Raw genomic sequence first — 17,538 nt, forward strand, 5'->3', positions numbered from 1 at the left:
GTCAAGAGCGTTTCGCAGCGGTGGCTTCGAATGAGCAAGACCGGCCTGCCGCTGCTGTTTTCAGTCGGCCGGACCCGTTCGCGCGTCAGAACGCATTGATTTGCGCGGGGTCAAAAGCCGCCACGGGCGACAAGCGCGGTCGGATGCCGATCGTTGTGGCGAAGCCCGCAACTCGCGGCTGCGAATTGGCATTGAGCCAGGTGCGCAGCCAAGGCGGCTTGCATTTTGGTGCGGCGACCGCGCTCGCCAACATCTCGGTCGATCCGTGGGGATCGCTTTTTCTTGCGAACTGGAACGGACCATCCCGAAAACGTGTTGCGTTACATCCGTAACCACTCGGATCACGATTACCGGCGTCCTGCCACCTCGCATCACTGGCGCCTTGGCAGGGAACACGGAGGCCATAAAGTCGGTCGCCGTTGGTCCCGATCCAAATCGATGATGAGGGACCAAGCGGGCTGAGCCGCTGTAGTCAACGGCCAATTATGGTCAGCTATTGTCCGTTGCGCAGATCGCTGATCTTGGCCACAGAAAGCTGGACGTCCGAAAAAACAGCGGTCGTCCCCTCGCCAGTCGGCGATTGAACGCCCAGTCCTATACGCACCGGCCGCCTTTCGACGCCGGGCAGAGTGAACCAGCGCAGGAAATTCCAGTACTTGCCGTCTTCCGAAAAATGGAACGCGATTGTTTCTCCATCGCAATAAGCGCGTAGCCACACATGGTCGCCGAAATGACGGGGTCCGTCCGAATCATCGGATGTGCCGCGAGTCACCACGCTCACAATGGTCGGCTTGCGCGCGGCGGAAAATTCGAACGCAATCTTTGCCCAATTGTTATCGTCACATGCGATGAAAATCGCGCCAGCGTCGTAAGCGGACGCGAATTCGACAGAGACCCTAGCAGAGAGTGCAAAATGCTGCTCGTCGATCTCGCGCACCACTCGGGTGACATTCGCGACCCGGCTTTTGCCGCTCGGAGCGAAGAACCAGTCCGTCTTCGCTTTGGCCCGCAGCCGCACCGAGTTGTCCTCAATCGCCGCGGTGCCGTTTTCAGTCCCCTCAACTCGCATGCTGTCGAGCTTCATGTTCTTTCCTTTCACTCTAACCAACTCGGTTGAGAAGCCCGCCGCTTAACCAGTTCGAACAGATCTCGGCGCCGATGCTTGATCGCCGACCGTCGCGAGGCGCGTCAACGATTTCCAGAGACTGGTCCGAAGCGATCAGGGGTGGAGTTCTACGGCGAGCCACACAGAATCGGTATCCGCGTAGTAGCGGTGCCAAGGGTAGGTCCACTCATTCTTGCCGGTGACCCTGCAGAAGGGGTCATGCGAATAACCGACCGGCATCACCACGTCTTCATAAATTGTGGTTTCGTCCCGCAGTCGAAACTTCTGCATCCGGCCGGAGCCGTGGATTTGTGTGTGTGTTTCAAGGAAGCGGTGCTCATTGTGGATGAAGCAGTCAGTGTCTCCCGGCGACCACCAAAGGTTCAACTTGAGAGTGAACGTCTGGGGCGATCCCGGTGCTACGCGCTCATTGGTGAATACCAGAGGATCGGTGCTCACCGTACCGATCTCATCCTGCGGGGAAATGAAAAGCGGCGTATCGCGTGGGAAGCTCTTGATTCGATTGCCTAGCCAGTCCCAGCCGCGGAACATGCAGCCGCCAAGATTGGTGGCTTTTCGCACCTTCAGAAGCGCCGCCCGTTCCGCGAACTTGATTTGCCCGCCCTTCAGCCATGTCGACTTCCAGGCAGGCACGATCGCCGGATGCTCGTCCCCGGTGATCATCGCGCTGGGACTGATGTTCACAACGACAGCATCGTCAACGGGATAGTCACGGACATCTTCGACGAGCTTGGCGAAGATGAAGTCGTCGGCAAACGAAAGGTCTCTCGTCTGGTTCGGCACGGTTTTGTCGTCCATCATCAGGGTTACCTGCCCCGACCACACCACAATGCGGGAGCCGAAAGAAGTGCGCGTCCAGACGATTCTTGTCGCAACTTGATGTCGATTCTGCGCCACATCGCGAAGCGCCGCTGGGTACCGATGCGGCAAGGCCGACCTGGCAGTCGGGGGTCGTCGGGAGATTGGTTGGCACGGCGCCGGCTACGCAAGCCGCCGAGCGCCGACACCACTGCAAACTTTCTCGCTCGGCGCGTCACCTTGCTTCCATGTTCCATATGTTGCGAACTTGTCATGCGGCCTCGATGTTTGCCTACTGTGCGAGATTGGCAGGGCCAACTCCGACATAGCGTCCTATCGATGTTCAAAAGGAGATGGAGATCTGCCGCGCCAAATCCGGCATGCGTCTGCACCGGATCGCACGCTGGAGTTCGATCAGAGGATTTCGTCCCCATGACAACGTATGGCTCGGCGCGCTTGGGGATCCGACCGCGGAATGAAATTATGCAGACAAGCTGTGATTACATAGTCGTTGGCGGCGGCTCGACCGGATGCGTGATCGCCGCGCGGCTTTCTGAAGATCCTGATGCCTCGGTCTTTCTGTTGGAGGAGGGACCGCGCGATTTCAACCCATACATCCACATACCGGGTGCCTACTACAAGACCGCGCAAGGGTCGCTCTTGAAACGGATTGCCTGGGAGCCCACTGCAGCACAAACGCGCAACCAGCAGCCGACCATGGTCCAGGCCCGAGTGCTGGGCGGTGGCAGTTCAGTCAATGCCATGATCTACATACGCGGGGCCCCGTCCGACTACGCACGCTGGGAAGCGCTCGGCGCCGATGGCTGGAACTATGATGATGTGTTGCCATTCTTTCTGCGGTCTGAAGACAACAACCGGTTCTGTAACCACGCCCACGCCGTAGGCGGACCGCTGGGTGTTTCCGACATCGACCACATCCATCCCCTCACACGGGCCTGGCTGCAGGCGTGCCAGCAGGCTGGGCTGCCCTATAATCCTGATTTCAATTCGGGTGACCAGGCCGGCTGCGGCCTATACCAGATCACAGCCAAAAACAGCCGGCGCAGCAGCTCCGCAACGGCATTCATCAAACCCGCTCGCCGCCGAGCTAATCTCCAGGTCCGAACCGGTTCGAGGGTCACGCGTATAATCGTGGAGAAGGGGCGGGCCATCGGGGTGGAGTATGTGGCGAAGGGGCGTAAATGGGTGCTGATGGCCAATCGCGAAGTCATCCTGTCGGCGGGTGCGATTGCCTCGCCGAAATTGCTGATGTTGTCGGGAATCGGCCCGGCCGACGCTTTGCGCGGACATGGCATTCCTGTGGCTGCCGATCTGCCGGGGGTCGGACAGAACCTGCAGGACCATATCGAGATATCGCTCGTCTATCAGTTGAACGGGCCCCACAGCTACGACAAATACAAGAAGCCGCTCTGGAAAGCCGCGGCTGGGCTGAACTATCTGCTGTTCAGGGATGGCCCGGCTTCCTCGAACCTGATCGAAGGCGGGGCGTTCTGGTGGGGCAATACGAGCGAAGCGATCCCGGATGTCCAATATTTCATGGTGGTGGGTGCCGGCATTGAGGAAGGGGTTGACGCCGTCCCCGGCGGAAACGGCTGCACGATAAACCTGGGACAGATCCGGCCCCGGTCTCGAGGGGAAGTGACGCTGCAAAGCGCCGATCCTTATGCCAATCCACGGGTGGCGCCGAGATATTTTTCTGACCCCTATGATCTCGATGCGGTGGTTGAAGGAACTATGGGCGCCTTCGAAATCATGGAGCAACCGGCCATCCGGCGCTATATTGCATCGAGACAAATCCCCTCCGCCGCTACGACGACGCCGATCCAAGTAAGAAGGTTTTGCCAAGAGGCAGCGCATGCAGCGCTTCACCCCGCCGGCACCTGCCGCATGGGCCATGACGATATGGCGGTCGTGGACCCCAGGCTCCGCGTTCACGGTCTCGAGGGTCTACGCGTGGCCGACGCATCCGTCATGCCAACCCTCATTTCAGGCAACCCCAACGCAGTCTGCATCATGATCGGCGAAAGAACAGCGGATTTCATCAAGCAAGGAAAGTAGGATCGAGCAAACCGCCTATTTTGTCGCGCCTACAGCGGCTCGTCCGCAAAGTCCTTTTTCCCGGCACGCCCTAGCTCCGAGGTTTTAGACAAAGTCGATGCTAAGGCTTACAAGGATGGGCGAGCGCCGCAGCCGCCATCCTCGTAAGCCAGCAGGTGACAGAGCACCTATCGTGCCGCGCAAAGTGTTCAAAAAAATGAGAAGGCACGACCTCTCGGTCGTCGCCTTCTTTTTGGGTGGCAGCAATTGCGGATTGCGTTAGCCGGCTTTAAACTCATTCCAGGCGGCCACCCAGTCGGCATAGGTGGCGAACGTGTCCGATTTCAGCGGCGGGATGCCCAAGAGCGGCGACGACTTGAAGATGCCGGGAACGTCAGAATAGTCGAACAGCGCCTTCGTTTGGGCAGGCAACAGGTCTACGGCTTTGGAGGATACCACTCCGGAGGCGTTGCGCGCCGCCACCTTGGCCTGAACCTCGGGCGAGATCGCCATGTTGATGAAGGCATGCGCTGCTTCAGGATTATCCACGGCCGGCGGGGTGAACCAGGCATCGCACCAAGTTCCAGCCCCCTCCTTCGGGATTGTATATTCGGTCTTGAAGTTCTGCTTGGCTGTTTCAACAGGAATTCCGGTCCAGCCGCAGAACAGGGCCGCAATTTCTCCGGAAACGAATAGTGATACCAGATCGCCGTAGGTGAGGCTGATGGTTCGCGACTGGTCGCGATATTTGGTCAAATTAGCGAAAATAGCCTTCATCTCGTCGTGCGTGACATTCGGAAACTTATCGCCCAACCCGGCCATACGTGCGGCAATTGGCCAAGTAGCCAGGGTATCGTCTACGAGAGCGATCTTGCCCTTCAACTCGGGCTTGAGCAAATCCTCGTAGGATTCGGGCTTTGCCATCAGAGCCGGGTTGTAGACGAGCGCGTTCAGTCCCCATTGATATGGCACGCCGAATAGCTTGCTGTCCCTGAACCAGGTCGGCTTCTCATAGAAGACGTCGAAAAGGTTATCTTTACTGTAGTTCGAGAGCTGGGCCCTATCGAGGGGCTTTGTGATTTTGAGAATGTCAATATAGAGGTCAGCGTATCCTTGATTGTATTCGGCCGCATCAAAGGGCGGCGGATTAGGAACGCTGAACTTGGTCGTGACATCGTCCTGATTACCGATCGCACTGACCTGAACATTGACCTCGTTCTTTGCTCGCCACTCGGCAAGTTCATCGGTAAGCTCAAAGCCCTCCCAGGCCATAATTTGGATATCGCCACCAGCGGCTCGCGCCGCGCCTGAAAAGAGCGGGCCCAGCACAGCGCTGCCGGCTAGGGAGGCAGCCCCTCCCAGGAACGCCCGGCGACCCATTGCGGTTTGCATGATTTCGTTTGTAGACCAGATTTTTCTCATTTCGATTCCCCTGTTTTAGAGCTGACTACTGGTTGGAGTCTCCGGGGTCTGCGGCAGTTTCACAATTTCGCATGGTGGAAATTGGCGCCGCCCATCGTCGCAGTGTCTGCTTCGCTATGCGAAGGATGAAACCCCGCTGCTGCCTAGCCTGCAGGCAGCATGACAACGTTTGCGGTATCCCAGCATACGCATGTGCGAGCGTTGAGGCTCGGCAAAGAAGTTCGAGCGTCATTTTGTACCTGGACCCGCACACGCGATTGGTCGTCGAGGCGCAGCGTGTAGAACGATCGACTGCCAATGAAAACGATGTCCTCTACCGTTCCCTCGGCTCTCTGCAAGGAATCCTCGATGCGGAAGCTGAGCGCCTCCGGACGGATCGAGATCACGACGTTTTCGTGCGCGCTTGCATCTAGGAAACCATCGGCGTGAAATTGGATCCCGGAAGCTGTGACGGCGGTAGCGCTGGCCCCATTGGCTTGCGTGATGCGCGCATCGAACAGATTGGTTTCACCAAGGAACTTTGCGGCGAACAGGGATTTGGGCTTGGCGTACATATCTCGGGGCCGATCAACCTGAACGACGCGCCCCTTTTCCATGAGCACGACACGGTCCGACAGGATCATTGCCTCATCCTGATCATGCGTGACGTAGACAAATGTCGCGCCTGTTTCAGCGTGGATTCGCTTCATTTCGCCAAGCATGTGCTGCCGGATCTTTAGATCCAGCGCGGCCAGCGGCTCATCGAGCAGCAGGACCTTGGGCCGATTAACCAGCGCTCGCGCGAGCGCTACGCGTTGGCTCTGGCCACCGCTGATCTGGTCGATGTAGCGGCTGGCAAAACTTTCCATTTGCACGATGCGCAGAATTTGCTGAACGCGGTCTTTGATCTCGTCCTTAGGCAGACCTCTCACCCTGAGGCCGAAGGCAACATTCTCGAAGACATCGAGATGGGGAAACAGCGCGTACCGCTGGAAAACCATGTTCACGGGCCTGGCTTCCGGCGGCATGCTCGCGACGTCTGCTCCGGCAATTCGCAAAGTCCCCGAAGACAGCGCCTCGAAGCCTGCAATGAGGCGCATCAATGTTGTTTTCCCGCAGCCGCTGGGCCCGAGAAGCGTCAGAATCTCTCCCTCGGCAATCGACAGGTTGATATCGCTGAGCGCGATGAAGTTTCCGAAGACCTTCTTGCCGGCGGAGATCTCGATGATTGGAGGGGCGGTATTCATGGGTCAGTTAGCTCCTCAAGGTATCGTGCGGCCAGCAATGGAGGAATTGCGGCGAAGTTGGCCAATGGCCCAGGCCGCAATGAGAATGGCGATCGAAAATGCCAGCGCGAGCGTGGATATCGCGTTGATGAGCGGTGTGACGGTGCGGCGCATCATGGACCAGATGTACATTGGAAGGGTCGTCTCGGTGCCGGCAACGAAGGACGTCACCACAAACTCGTCGAAGGACACGGCAAAAGCCAGAATCGCTGAAGAGATCAGCGTTGGCGCCATCAGGGGCAAGGTCACCCTCGCGAAGGTCTGCAGGCTACTTGCGCCGAGATCCCGCGCGGCCTCCTCGAGGGAAGGATCGAAGAGGCTGAGTCGCGCCCTCATCGCCACCACGAGAATTGGAATAGCGATGACCACGTGCGAGATGACAATCGTAGCGGTGGATAGCTGGATACCTGCCTGCGCGAATAGCACCAGCAGAGACACGCCCACGAACAGGCCTGGAAGGGCAATCGGCGTTATCGTGAAAGCTTCGATCAGGAAGCGCCCAGCTTGACCGAAACGCAACCATGCAAGCGACGCGGTCGCGCCAAGCAAAAGGGTGATCAAGGCTGTCAGGGCCGCGACGGTCAGGCTCTTGAGGACTGCCTCGATAAGCAGCTGATTGCCAAAGAGGTCACGGTACCAGCGAAGGCTGAACCCCGCGAATGGGAACGACAACGCAGGTGAGGCATGGAAACTGAAAAGAACGATGATGACCAGCGGCGCCAATAGAAAGGCGAGGATGATCCAAACGACAAGCCGCAGAAGCATCTACGCCTCCTCCAACACTACAGCGCCGCGTCGCTTGGCAATCATCCCCGTGGCTCGCCCGATCGTCATGACCGCGACGTAGAGAGTGGCGGAGACCGCAAACATGATAAAAGCCTGGGCAGCGCCAAGCGGCCAATTTCCGGTCTTGCGGAACTGATCCGCAATTAAGAGTCCTGTCGTCTGTCCGGACGATCCGCCAAGCATCTGTGGGGTTGCATAGTCGCCTGCCACCAGGATGAATGTCAGCATAAAGGCGCCGACAAGCCCGTTTGCCGCATTTGGGGCGATGACGCGGAAGAAGGCCCCCAGCGCCGAGGTGCCAAGATCTCGCGATGCATCGACGAGGTCGCGCTTGATCTCGCTCAGCGCTGAAACCACCAGGAGAATGCAAAACGGCAGGTAGATATGCGTCAGTGTGATGGTGACGGCGAAAGAGTTGAAAATGAAAGCCGTTACAGGCTCGTGGATGATTCCCATCTCGAGAAGCACGGTATTCAACAGGCCGTTGGTGCCGAGCAATGTGCGCCAAGCGTAGATGCGAACCAGGTAGCTTGAAAACCAAGTGATCAAAATCAGATAAAGGATAATTTGGGAACGGCTCACATATACCAGATAGTAACCCACCGGGATGGCTAGCAGGACTGATATGGTGGCGGTAATCAACCCGATCCGAATTGCATTTAAAGTCACCTTCCAAAAGACGGCTGACGTCAGAGAATCCAAGTAGTTGGAAAATTGGAAATCGGGAACGATCCGGTATGCCTCGGACGACCAAAAGCTATATATGAAAAGCCCAATTGCAGGAGCTACAAAGAAGACAAACATATATAACGCAGCTGGCGTTGCCAATATGCTTCCCAAACGAGTCTGGTGATTTACCAATTTCTCACCCAATTCATTTGCTAATGTTCTACATGTATCCGATTCGACGGCTCTGGCGATCTTCTAAAGTACTTGACGGCTTGAGCAGACGGCGCTCATTGTTCCCACTGGCAGCGGCTGGTCGCGCCTTTTTATTGGGTGGTTTAGTCTCTGCTCCTTATTTCAGCAATTTCGCATGACGACCATTTGTGACGCGATGATGCGCACAGCTAGCGAAATACTGCTTCGAGAGGAAATCCGGGCAACATAACCCGGCCGGAGTCGTTCCCTGGAGATGCGCTAGATGGCCACCTTCGTGGAGATCGAGTTCGTACCGCCAACAGATGAGCCTGGCCTTTCGCCAACCCTGGTGCGCCCAAGTCGTCACGCGGGTCACAATCTGTCGGAACACGAGTCCCGGCTCCCCATGCAATCGTCGTACCAGCCAGCCCAATGGAGTAGCTCTGCCTTGCGCGTTGGCTCCAGCACAAACTAAAGGCGTTCAAGTCTTGCGTCGCTTTGCGTCGGCGATCGGTGGACTGCGAAATTGTTCGGAACGACCGAATACCTACCTTGTGACATCGGGACGAAATCGGTGCACATCGAGACCGGCTTGGTCAGCAGCGGCGGCGACGCCCCCTTCGCCCGCATACCCGCGGGAGCCGGACGACGATATAGCCAAGCCGGAGAGCTATGATAGTGAACGATTTTTCGACAATCCCGCTAGCCATCCAAAATAGCCGTTTGTTTTGCAGCCTCTTCTTTTTGGGTGGCGGCCTCGGTATTGGAGCCTGGGCGTCCTCCCTTCCTGTTCTCAGCGTTCAGATGAATCTGGATCAGGGTCAGCTTGGACTGGTTTTAATTTGCTTCGCTCTCGGCGCGATCGCAATGATGACCAATGTCGGCCGCTTGGTGACGATTGTTCCGAGCAGTGTGCTCAGCCTACTGGGTTCGCTCACGTTCGGCGCCGCGCTGTTGGCTCTCCCTTATGCCGAGAGCGCCCATTGGCTGGCTGTGATTGTGTTTTTCGCCGGTGCCGGGTTTGGAACGCTCGACGTGTCGATGAACACTGACGCCGCAGCGTTGGAGCGTTTTTTGCACCGGCAGGTAATGTCGTCATTCCATGCCGTGTTCAGTTTTGGAAGCTTGGCCGGCGCTTTGGTCGTGGGTCAAATACTGTCGCGCGGCGGCGCTCTGAACCTCTGCCTCGGCGTGACGGGAATTGGTGTTGCAGTGATTGCTCCCGTCGCCTGGATTGGTTGGAACAAGTCAAGCTGGATCCACATCCCTCCCGCCCCTGTCGAGACGAAGGATGCTCAGCTCCAGGGCGTCTTCAAGACCCATCTCTACCTGCTTGGCGGTCTCGCATTTCTAGGAATGCTGGCCGAGGGCGGAATGATGGATTGGAGCGCCATCTACATCGTGACGCGATCCGGTGCAGCAGAGAGCACTGGAGCCTACGGCTTCGCTGCATTCGCGACGATGATGGCAATGGGACGCTTGTTCGGTGATGCCATCGCCAACCGAATCGGTCAGATGCGCACGTTGCGCTACTGCGCTGTGGTTTGCGCAGCTTCAGTGGTCGCAATAATCCTCATGGGCGGCAATCTTACCGTTGCTCTCGTGGCGCTAACGGTGTGTGGTCTCGGCCTTGCCAACATTGTGCCTACTCTTTTTGCGGCGGCTGGTCGTGTGGGCGGCACGTCCGTTGCTCGTGCCATGTCAACTGTGACGACGATGGGATATGCCGGACTGCTGCTGGGACCAGGATTGCTGGGGCTGATCGCTCAAATCTCCTCGCTCGCCGCCAGCTTCGGGGTCATCGCGCTGGCATTCGTCGCAATTTCTTTCTCGACGCGGTCCCTGACGCATACCAACGGCCACTTGCAGGGCTCATTTAAGGCGGCAAGCGCTGCAAGCGTTGACAGCGCGACCTCCCATCGTCCATCTTAAGCGCCTCACCAGGGGAGTCCCGGCAAGGGGCTGAGATACTGCTATTGCGCGCAGTGACCCGTTGAACCTGATCCAGTTCATACTGGCGTAGGGACGGTGCGAGGTTTCGCGGGTCGGCAATCCGGCTTCGGTATTCGGGCAGTGCCCGTCTTCCAGGCGAAGCGTCACTTCCTCCTCTTCGCGTGGACTGGGTCTCCGTTGCACTCGAGCAAGGAGGCTCACTCATGAATGCCCACACCCCGACCGTCACTGTCGGCGAATTGCCCGCTTCGAAGAAAGTCCACAAACCGGGCCAACTTCACCCGGGCCTGCGTGTCCCGATGCGCGAGATCTCGGTTCATCCGAGCGCCGGCGAACCGCCGGTCACGGTGTACGACTCGTCCGGTCCCTACACCGACGCGACGGGGAAGACCGAGATCGAGCGCGGCTTGCCGCGGTTGCGCGAGGCGTGGATCGAGGCACGCTGCGATGTCGAGCGCTACGAGGGCCGCACGATCAGGCCCGAGGACAACGGCTTCGTCTCGGCTGATCGCCTGACGCCGGAGTTCCCGGTGCGCAACAGGCCGTTGCGCGCCACTGGCGGCCGTGCCGTCACCCAGCTTGCCTACGCACGCGCCGGCATGATCACGCCGGAAATGGAGTTCGTCGCCATCCGCGAAAACCTCGGCCGCGAGCAGTTGCGTTCGAAACTTCAACGCGATGGCGAGAGCTTCGGCGCGGCGATCCCGGACTTCGTCACGCCGGAATTCGTGCGCGACGAGGTGGCGCGCGGCCGCGCCATCATCCCGTCCAACATCAACCATCCCGAGAGCGAGCCGATGATCATCGGCCGCAACTTCCTGGTCAAGATCAACGCCAATATCGGCAATTCGGCCGTCACCTCGTCGATGGCTGAAGAGGTCGAGAAGATGGTGTGGGCGATCCGCTGGGGCGCCGATACGGTGATGGACCTCTCGACCGGCCGCAACATCCACAACATCCGCGACTGGATCGTGCGCAACGCGCCGGTGCCGATCGGCACGGTGCCGCTCTACCAGGCACTGGAGAAGGTCGGCGGGATTGCCGAGGCGCTGACCTGGGAGGTCTATCGCGATACGCTGATCGAGCAGGCCGAGCAGGGCGTCGACTATTTCACGATCCACGCCGGCGTGCGCCTGCCCTACATTCCGCTCACCGTCGACCGCGTCACCGGCATCGTGTCGCGCGGCGGCTCGATCATGGCCAAGTGCTGCCTGCACCACCACAAGGAGAGCTTCCTCTACGAGCATTTCGAGGAGATCTGCGACATCTGCCGTACCTATGACGTGGCGTTCTCGCTCGGCGACGGTCTTCGCCCCGGCTCGATCGCCGATGCCAACGACCGAGCCCAGTTCGCCGAGCTGGAAACGCTTGGAGAGCTCACCAAGATCGCCTGGGCCAAGGACTGCCAGGTGATGATTGAAGGCCCCGGCCACGCCGAAGGAGCATCTCGGCCTGCCCGACCGCGACGACGTCAAAACCGGCGTCATCACCTACAAGATCGCCGCTCACGCCGCAGACCTCGCCAAGGGCCATCCGGCCGCCAAAGTCAGGGACGACGCGCTGTCTCGCGCGCGCTTCGAGTTCAGGTGGGAGGACCAGTTCAACCTGTCGCTCGATCCCGAGACGGCGCGCGCCTTCCACGACGAAACCCTGCCGAAGGAAGCACACAAGGTGGCGCATTTCTGCTCCATGTGCGGCCCCAAATTCTGCTCGATGCGGATCTCGCACGACATCCGCTCGGAAGCGCAGAAGGAAGGGCTCGCGGCCATGGCGGCGAAGTACCAGGACGGCGGCGATCTTTACATGCCCGTCGACCGCGCCCCGGAGCGCACGGACACGCCATGAAGGTGCTCATCCGCGGAGCGGGCGTTGCCGGGCTGACGCTCGCGCACGAACTGGCAACGCGCGGCACCGATGTGATAGTGGCCGAGAAGCGGATGGAGATCGCCGGCAATGCCTCCTGGCAAGCCGGCGGCATGCTCGCGCCCTGGTGCGAACGCGAGAGCGCCGAAGAGGCGGTGCTCACGCTCGGACGCGGCGCGGCCGACTGGTGGGACGCAGCATTGCCCGGCCATGTCTCGCGCAGGGGCACCCTGGTCGTGGCGCCTGCACGCGATGCCGGTGAGTTGGACCGGTTCGGCCGCCGCACATCCGGCTTCAGGCCGGTCGACGCCAATGAGATCGCTGCGCTGGAACCCGCCCTCGCCGGCCGGTTCCGGCGCGGCTTGTTCTTCGGCGAGGAGGCGCATCTCGACCCGCGCAAGGTCTTGCTTGCGCTTCGCGACAAGCTGATCGGCATGGGCGTTAGGCTCGAATTCGGCCGCAGCGCTGTCGCGACCGTACCGAACTACGAAATCGACTGCACCGGTATCGCCGACAGGCGGCCGGAGCTGCGCGGCGTCCGCGGCGAGATGCTCATTCTACGATCAGGCGATATCTCGCTTGCCCGGCCCGTTCGTCTGCTGCATCCGCGCATCCCGATCTACGTGGTGCCTCGCCCTGAAAACCTCTTCATGGTCGGCGCGACGATGATCGAAAGCGATGCCGCGGGCCCGATCACCGCGCGATCCACCATGGAGCTGCTCGGTGCCGCCTATGCCCTACATCCGGCCTTCGGCGAGGCTGAACTGGTCGAAACAGCCGCCGGGGTGCGTCCCGCCTTCGCCGACAACCTGCCACGGGTCGAGCGAGACGGAAAGCGTCTTCGCATAAATGGCCTTTACCGCCACGGCTTTCTGCTTTCGCCGGCGATGGCCCGCCTGGCGGCTGACATGATCCTGGGAAACCGCGCACCAAAGGAGTTTTCTCTTGAAGCTCATCATTAACAACCAGAACCGTGATGTTGCGGCCGAGACGCTTGACGCGCTTATGACCGAACTCGATTATGAGGGTGGCTGGCTCGCCACAGCCCTCAATGGCGAGGTTGTTCCGGCCAAGGAGCGCGACCGCTGCCGACTGACCGAAGGTGATCGCATCGAGATCCTGTCTCCGATGCAGGGAGGGTGATCCAATGCTTGAACTCTATGGACAAAAACTCTCGTCGCGCCTTCTGCTTGGCACCTCGCTTTACCCCTCGCCTGCCGTGATGGCCGAGGCCGTGAAGGCGTCGGGCACCGAGGTCGTAACTGTATCGCTGCGCCGCGAGAGCGCGGGCGGCAAATCAGGCGGCCAGTTCTGGTCGCTTATCCAGTCGCTTGGCGTTCGCGTCCTGCCCAACACCGCCGGCTGCCACTCGGTCAAGGAGGCGCTGACGACGGCCCGGATGGCGCGTGAGGTGTTCGGCACGGACTGGATCAAGCTCGAGGTGATCGGCAACCACGATACACTGCAGCCGGATGTTTTCGGATTGGTGGAAGCCGCGAGGATCCTCGCCTCGGAAGGCTTCGAGGTTTTCCCCTATACGACCGACGACCTGATCGTTGCCGAGCGCTTGCTTGATGCCGGCTGCAAGCTGCTAATGCCTTGGTGCGCGCCGATCGGCTCGGCGCGTGGACCGCAGAACCCCGAGGCGTTGCGAAGCCTGCGCGGTCATTTCCCCGGCGTCTCGCTTATCATCGATGCCGGCATCGGCAGACCGTCGCATGCGCTGGCCGCGATGGAACTCGGCTACGACGCGGTGCTCCTCAACACAGCAGTCGCCAAGGCAGGCGATCCAATCGCCATGGCGGCAGCCTTCGGCAAGGCGGTCGAGGCTGGTCGCCAGGCCTATTGTGCCGGCCCGCTCGATCCGCGTGACGTGGCCGTCCCCTCCACTCCGGTAATCGGGATGGCGGCATTCTCATGAAACTCGATCCGTTCTACCTGATCGTCGATTCCGCCGCCTGGGTCGAACGTCTTGTGCCGCTTGGCGTGAAGCTGGTGCAACTACGTATCAAAGACCTCGACGAAGCTTCGCTGCGCCGAGAGATCCGGGTGTCGAAGGGGATATGTGAAGGCCATGGCTGCCAGCTCATCGTCAATGACTACTGGCGTATCGCGATCGAAGAGGATTGCGATTTCGTCCATCTCGGCCAGGAAGACTTGGCCGGGGCCGATGTGGAAGCGATCCGCAGGGCGGGCTTGAAGCTCGGCCTAAGCACCCACGACGAGGCCGAACTCGAGACCGCGTTGCAAGCCAAGCCCGACTATGTCGCGCTTGGGCCGATCTATCCGACCATTCTCAAAGCAATGAAATGGGCCCCCCAAGGGCTGGACCGCATCACGCCGTGGAAGCAGCGCATCGGCAGGCTTCCGCTCGTGGCCATAGGCGGACTCACCGTCGAGCGGATTGCCGGTGTCTTCGCGCAAGGAGCTGCAAGCGCCGCCGTCGTGACCGACATAACCCGCAACGTTCATCCCGAGGCACGTACATTGGAATGGCTGGCGGCGACGGCGCCATGGCGATGACCCAACACGTGCTGATAGTCGCGGGCTCGGATTCCAGCGGGGGGGCCGGGATAGCCCGCGATGTCGACACCGTGTCCGCCTTTGGCCTCCGCAGCTGTCTTGCCGTCACGGCCGTTACCGCACAGACGCATTCTGCCGTCGAGCACATCGAGCATATGCCGCCGGGCCTTATCGCCGCCCAGATGCGCACTGCCTTTGCCGTCAGCCGGGTCGCGGCCGTCAAGATCGGCATGCTGGGGACGGAGGCGGCAATCGAGGCAGTCTGCTCTGTACTGGCGGACAACCGCCCAGTCCCGATCGTCATCGACCCGGTGCTGGCCTCGACTTCGGGACGGCTGTTGTTGGAGGCGGACGCAATCGACGCGCTTCGTCGCGATCTGATGCCGGCCTGCCGCTTGGTCACGCCTAATCTCGCCGAATTGGCTGCGCTGACTCGCTCTGTGCTGGCGTTGGACGAAGAAGCCGCTTGCCAGCAGGGCAAGCGACTAGCCAGCAATGTTGGAACCATGGTGCTGGTCAAGGGCGGACATGCGCAGGGATCGCAAGCAGTTGACCTGCTTCTTCCACCAGACGGTCCGGCCATCCGCTTCGAAGCAGCGCGCCTGAAGCACAGGATGAGGGGTACCGGTTGCATGCTCTCCACCGCTGTCGCGGCCTTTCTTGCCCTCGGCTCTTCACTCGAAGAAAGCGTTCGTGGTGCAAAGCAATATGTTTTCGAACGGTTTGTTAGAGAGGGAGCTAAGTTGACGTAGTCCATCTGTCCCAGCCATCTGCCGTCCGCTCTCCATTGACCAAAGCTTTCGATCTGCTGTGCGCGGAGGCAAAGCGCACTACCGAGCGAACGACCCAGATCTACCGCAGCCAGCATGCAAAGACCGGCGCGCTGATCATTTGCCCAAAACGCACTTGTATCAGCACGGCCAGCTGCCCTGCCCGCGGCGACGACGGCTGAGCTGTTCGTCGAGAAGGATCGCCAAGCGCCTTCGAGTCGCGCGCTTCGCCATAATGAAAACCTTTACAAGTCAGATTTATCCGCTGTAGGTGCGATTAGGAAGAGCCGTTACGACAGAGGTCGATCGAGCCTTTCGAACGATCGATGGTGTCGCTGATTGCGCGACACGTCACCGGAGACCAGACCTTGTTGGAAAGTCCGATACGCTCCGCGGGGCAGGCTGCCGTCGCGTCTCCAAATGCCAGCAGGAGCCGCACGGCGATCTTTTCGACATTCTTCGTACACGGCAGTGCCTTCGGCACATGGTCTTCGCTCATACCGACGGTCAAGGCCCGCCTTTCCATATCTGAAAGCCAATTCGGCTGGTCACTGTTCATGATTGTCGTCGGCTCGCTTTTGGCCATGCTGGCAAGTCGATCTCTGATTGCGCGTTTTGGCAGCAGACAGGTGGTTCGCGTCGCAGGCCCGATACTTCTGACGACGGTCGTCCTGGCCACGTTCACGCATGTCCCTTTCGTATTCGCCCTCGTCCTGCTGGTTCTTGGACTAGCGGGCAATACCATGGACGTCGCCATGAACGCGCAGGCCGTTGAGGCTGAGCGCTCCTCCGAGAGAGCCCTTATGTCCTCTTTCCACGCCATGTGGAGCCTCGGCGGCCTTACCGGAGCGGTTCTGGGAGGCCTGCTTGTCAAGAATGCAGGAGGCTCTCTTGGCGCATTCATTGCCGTTGTGTTGCTTTCGGCGCTTTTTGAGGCGAACCAAGGCAAGCTCCTTGCCGCAGGTTCACCTCACGGGACGGTGGCAGCCCGGCCACTCAGCGCCAAGTGGTTGCTCATCGTCGCCGGCATGCTTGCTGGGGTGTGTATGTCGACAGACGCAGCGGTCCGTGACTGGAGCCCTCTCTACCTTACTGGCAATCTTGCGCTGGATCTCGGTTACTCGGGGGTGGGATATGGCGCATTTGCAAGTTCAATGGCGCTCTGCCGGCTGGCTGGCGATCGCGTGAGGACCTCGGTTGGGGAAAGGCAACTTCTTGCGATCTCGGCGTGCCTTGCAATCATCGGCCTTGCTATCGTGGCCTTCGCCAAGGTCGCACCAATAGCGCTATCGGGCTTTGTCCTACTTGGCATCGGCGTGGCCAATATCTTCCCCACGTTGCTGAGCATGGCAGGACGACGCGGCGGCGCATCCGGCATCGTCGTCGTGTTCGCGACCGGGTATGTAATCGCGCTTGCTGCGGCGCCTAGCTTTGGGACGCTGGCCGAGGCAACCTCCCTGGCCAATATCTACCTGCTGCTGGCAGCCATGTTTGCACTAGCTGGAACCGCTGCGGTTCATATCGCCAGTCGAAACTGAAAGTGCGGAGCAATCACATCGGATCCCAGCGGCCCGTTAACCGCGGCGGTGGTCAATGCCGCACGCAACAGATACCACAAACTTGTTGGACGCATCTCGCGATTTCGTAGCTTGGCGGTGCAACGGTGCATCATTCAGGAGCCGTTGACAGGTTCATGTAAGCGTTTACTATTCCAGCCTTCGGGGCTTCGCCGGCTACATGTAAGCCGGCGAGTTGGCTGCTTGTTAGAGATTGCGAAGGCGCGCCATGAACTCTCAGGATCAAACGCCCGTTGTCTTGTTGCTGATTGTGAAATTTTCCTGCGCTTTTCTGGCTCTTCTCATCTTTGCAGAACTCGTCCCGCCCGCCATGTCGATGCTTGCCGAACAAAGCGCTGAACGTGGCTTGATTGCGCAGGCGCAGTCTTCAGCGGCTGAACACTACCTATCAGCACTGCTCGACAAGACGCGGTAGCGGATGGCGATCCCGATCTTCGAAGCACGCGCTGGCGCGTTTTCCAGGTAGGGCCTTTCCTCGACTGGCACCGGGGACAGAGATCCCCAGTTTTGGCCAGACGGCCCGCAAACGACTATCA

At 59.8% G+C, this 17,538-nt stretch carries 16 protein-coding genes, 1 pseudogene and 1 riboswitch; of the genes and pseudogenes, 11 read left to right on the forward strand and 6 right to left on the reverse strand.

Going from position 1 to position 17,538, the window contains the following annotated elements; translation table 11 throughout:
* Positions 1–20 precede the first annotated feature (20 nt).
* On the forward strand, positions 21–332 hold the full coding sequence (locus EOA28_RS01350) for a hypothetical protein (RefSeq protein WP_128314438.1): 312 nt from the start codon (positions 21–23) through the stop codon (positions 330–332).
* Between the two features lie 161 nt (positions 333–493).
* Here the strand turns inward: EOA28_RS01350 and EOA28_RS01355 are convergent, their stop codons facing one another.
* On the reverse strand, positions 494–1,084 hold the full coding sequence (locus tag EOA28_RS01355) for a DUF1349 domain-containing protein (protein WP_245482208.1): 591 nt from the start codon (positions 1,082–1,084) through the stop codon (positions 494–496).
* Positions 1,085–1,219: 135 nt separating this feature from the next.
* Entirely contained in the window at positions 1,220–1,927 is a 708-nt protein-coding gene (locus EOA28_RS01360) for a hypothetical protein (protein WP_245482207.1), read from the reverse strand.
* Between the two features lie 480 nt (positions 1,928–2,407).
* Between EOA28_RS01360 and EOA28_RS01365 the strand changes: the two genes are divergently transcribed.
* Complete coding sequence (locus EOA28_RS01365) at positions 2,408–4,003, forward strand: GMC family oxidoreductase N-terminal domain-containing protein (protein ID WP_128314462.1); 1,596 nt, start codon at positions 2,408–2,410, stop codon at positions 4,001–4,003.
* A 258-nt stretch (positions 4,004–4,261) separates the two neighbouring features.
* Here EOA28_RS01365 and EOA28_RS01370 read toward each other — a convergent pair whose 3' ends face one another.
* The 4 genes from EOA28_RS01370 to EOA28_RS01385 form a co-directional block, all read right to left on the reverse strand.
* The gene (locus EOA28_RS01370; protein WP_128314439.1) at positions 4,262–5,404 is read right to left on the reverse strand and encodes an extracellular solute-binding protein; all 1,143 of its coding nucleotides are present in this window, start codon (positions 5,402–5,404) and stop codon (positions 4,262–4,264) included.
* 143 nt (positions 5,405–5,547) lie between these two features.
* Positions 5,548–6,630 carry an ABC transporter ATP-binding protein gene (locus tag EOA28_RS01375; RefSeq protein WP_128314440.1) on the reverse strand — a complete coding sequence of 361 codons (1,083 nt, stop codon included), beginning with the start codon at positions 6,628–6,630 and terminating at the stop codon, positions 5,548–5,550.
* 15 nt (positions 6,631–6,645) lie between these two features.
* A complete protein-coding gene (locus EOA28_RS01380; RefSeq protein WP_128314441.1) occupies positions 6,646–7,434 on the reverse strand; it encodes an ABC transporter permease in 789 nt (262 codons plus the stop codon).
* Entirely contained in the window at positions 7,435–8,283 is an 849-nt protein-coding gene (locus tag EOA28_RS01385; protein WP_245501448.1) for an ABC transporter permease, read from the reverse strand.
* 711 nt (positions 8,284–8,994) lie between these two features.
* On the opposite strand from EOA28_RS01385, the gene EOA28_RS01390 reads away from it, so the two are divergent.
* The 9 genes and pseudogenes from EOA28_RS01390 (at position 8,995) to EOA28_RS01430 (ending at position 17,417) form a co-directional block, all read left to right on the forward strand.
* Positions 8,995–10,248, forward strand: coding sequence for an MFS transporter (locus EOA28_RS01390; protein WP_189341880.1), 1,254 nt, complete (start codon positions 8,995–8,997; stop codon positions 10,246–10,248).
* Positions 10,249–10,360: riboswitch (TPP riboswitch) on the forward strand.
* Positions 10,361–10,472: 112 nt separating this feature from the next.
* Positions 10,473–12,114 (forward strand): annotated as a pseudogene (gene thiC, locus EOA28_RS01395) (phosphomethylpyrimidine synthase ThiC).
* On the forward strand, positions 12,111–13,094 hold the full coding sequence (gene thiO / locus EOA28_RS01400; RefSeq protein WP_128314443.1) for a glycine oxidase ThiO: 984 nt from the start codon (positions 12,111–12,113) through the stop codon (positions 13,092–13,094). The pseudogene thiC and the gene thiO overlap by 4 nt, the downstream one beginning before the upstream one ends.
* Positions 13,078–13,275, forward strand: a complete 198-nt coding sequence (gene thiS, locus EOA28_RS01405) for a sulfur carrier protein ThiS (protein ID WP_128314444.1) — start codon at positions 13,078–13,080, stop codon at positions 13,273–13,275. The genes thiO and thiS overlap by 17 nt, the downstream gene beginning before the upstream one ends.
* 4 nt (positions 13,276–13,279) lie before the next feature.
* A complete protein-coding gene (locus tag EOA28_RS01410; protein ID WP_128314445.1) occupies positions 13,280–14,053 on the forward strand; it encodes a thiazole synthase in 774 nt (257 codons plus the stop codon).
* Positions 14,050–14,655: a thiamine phosphate synthase gene (locus tag EOA28_RS01415; RefSeq protein ID WP_128314446.1), complete on the forward strand. Its 606-nt coding sequence runs from the start codon at positions 14,050–14,052 to the stop codon at positions 14,653–14,655. Before EOA28_RS01410 ends, EOA28_RS01415 begins: the two co-directional genes overlap by 4 nt.
* Positions 14,625–15,407, forward strand: a complete 783-nt coding sequence (locus tag EOA28_RS01420) for a hydroxymethylpyrimidine/phosphomethylpyrimidine kinase (RefSeq protein ID WP_245501449.1) — start codon at positions 14,625–14,627, stop codon at positions 15,405–15,407. Before EOA28_RS01415 ends, EOA28_RS01420 begins: the two co-directional genes overlap by 31 nt.
* 344 nt (positions 15,408–15,751) lie before the next feature.
* Complete coding sequence (locus tag EOA28_RS01425; protein ID WP_128314447.1) at positions 15,752–16,963, forward strand: MFS transporter; 1,212 nt, start codon at positions 15,752–15,754, stop codon at positions 16,961–16,963.
* Positions 16,964–17,210: 247 nt separating this feature from the next.
* A complete protein-coding gene (locus EOA28_RS01430) occupies positions 17,211–17,417 on the forward strand; it encodes a hypothetical protein (protein ID WP_128314448.1) in 207 nt (68 codons plus the stop codon).
* The last annotated feature ends 121 nt before the right edge of the window (positions 17,418–17,538 follow it).

The sequence above is a fragment of the Mesorhizobium sp. M2A.F.Ca.ET.067.02.1.1 genome (assembly GCF_004023285.1).
Lineage (GTDB): Bacteria > Pseudomonadota > Alphaproteobacteria > Rhizobiales > Rhizobiaceae > Mesorhizobium.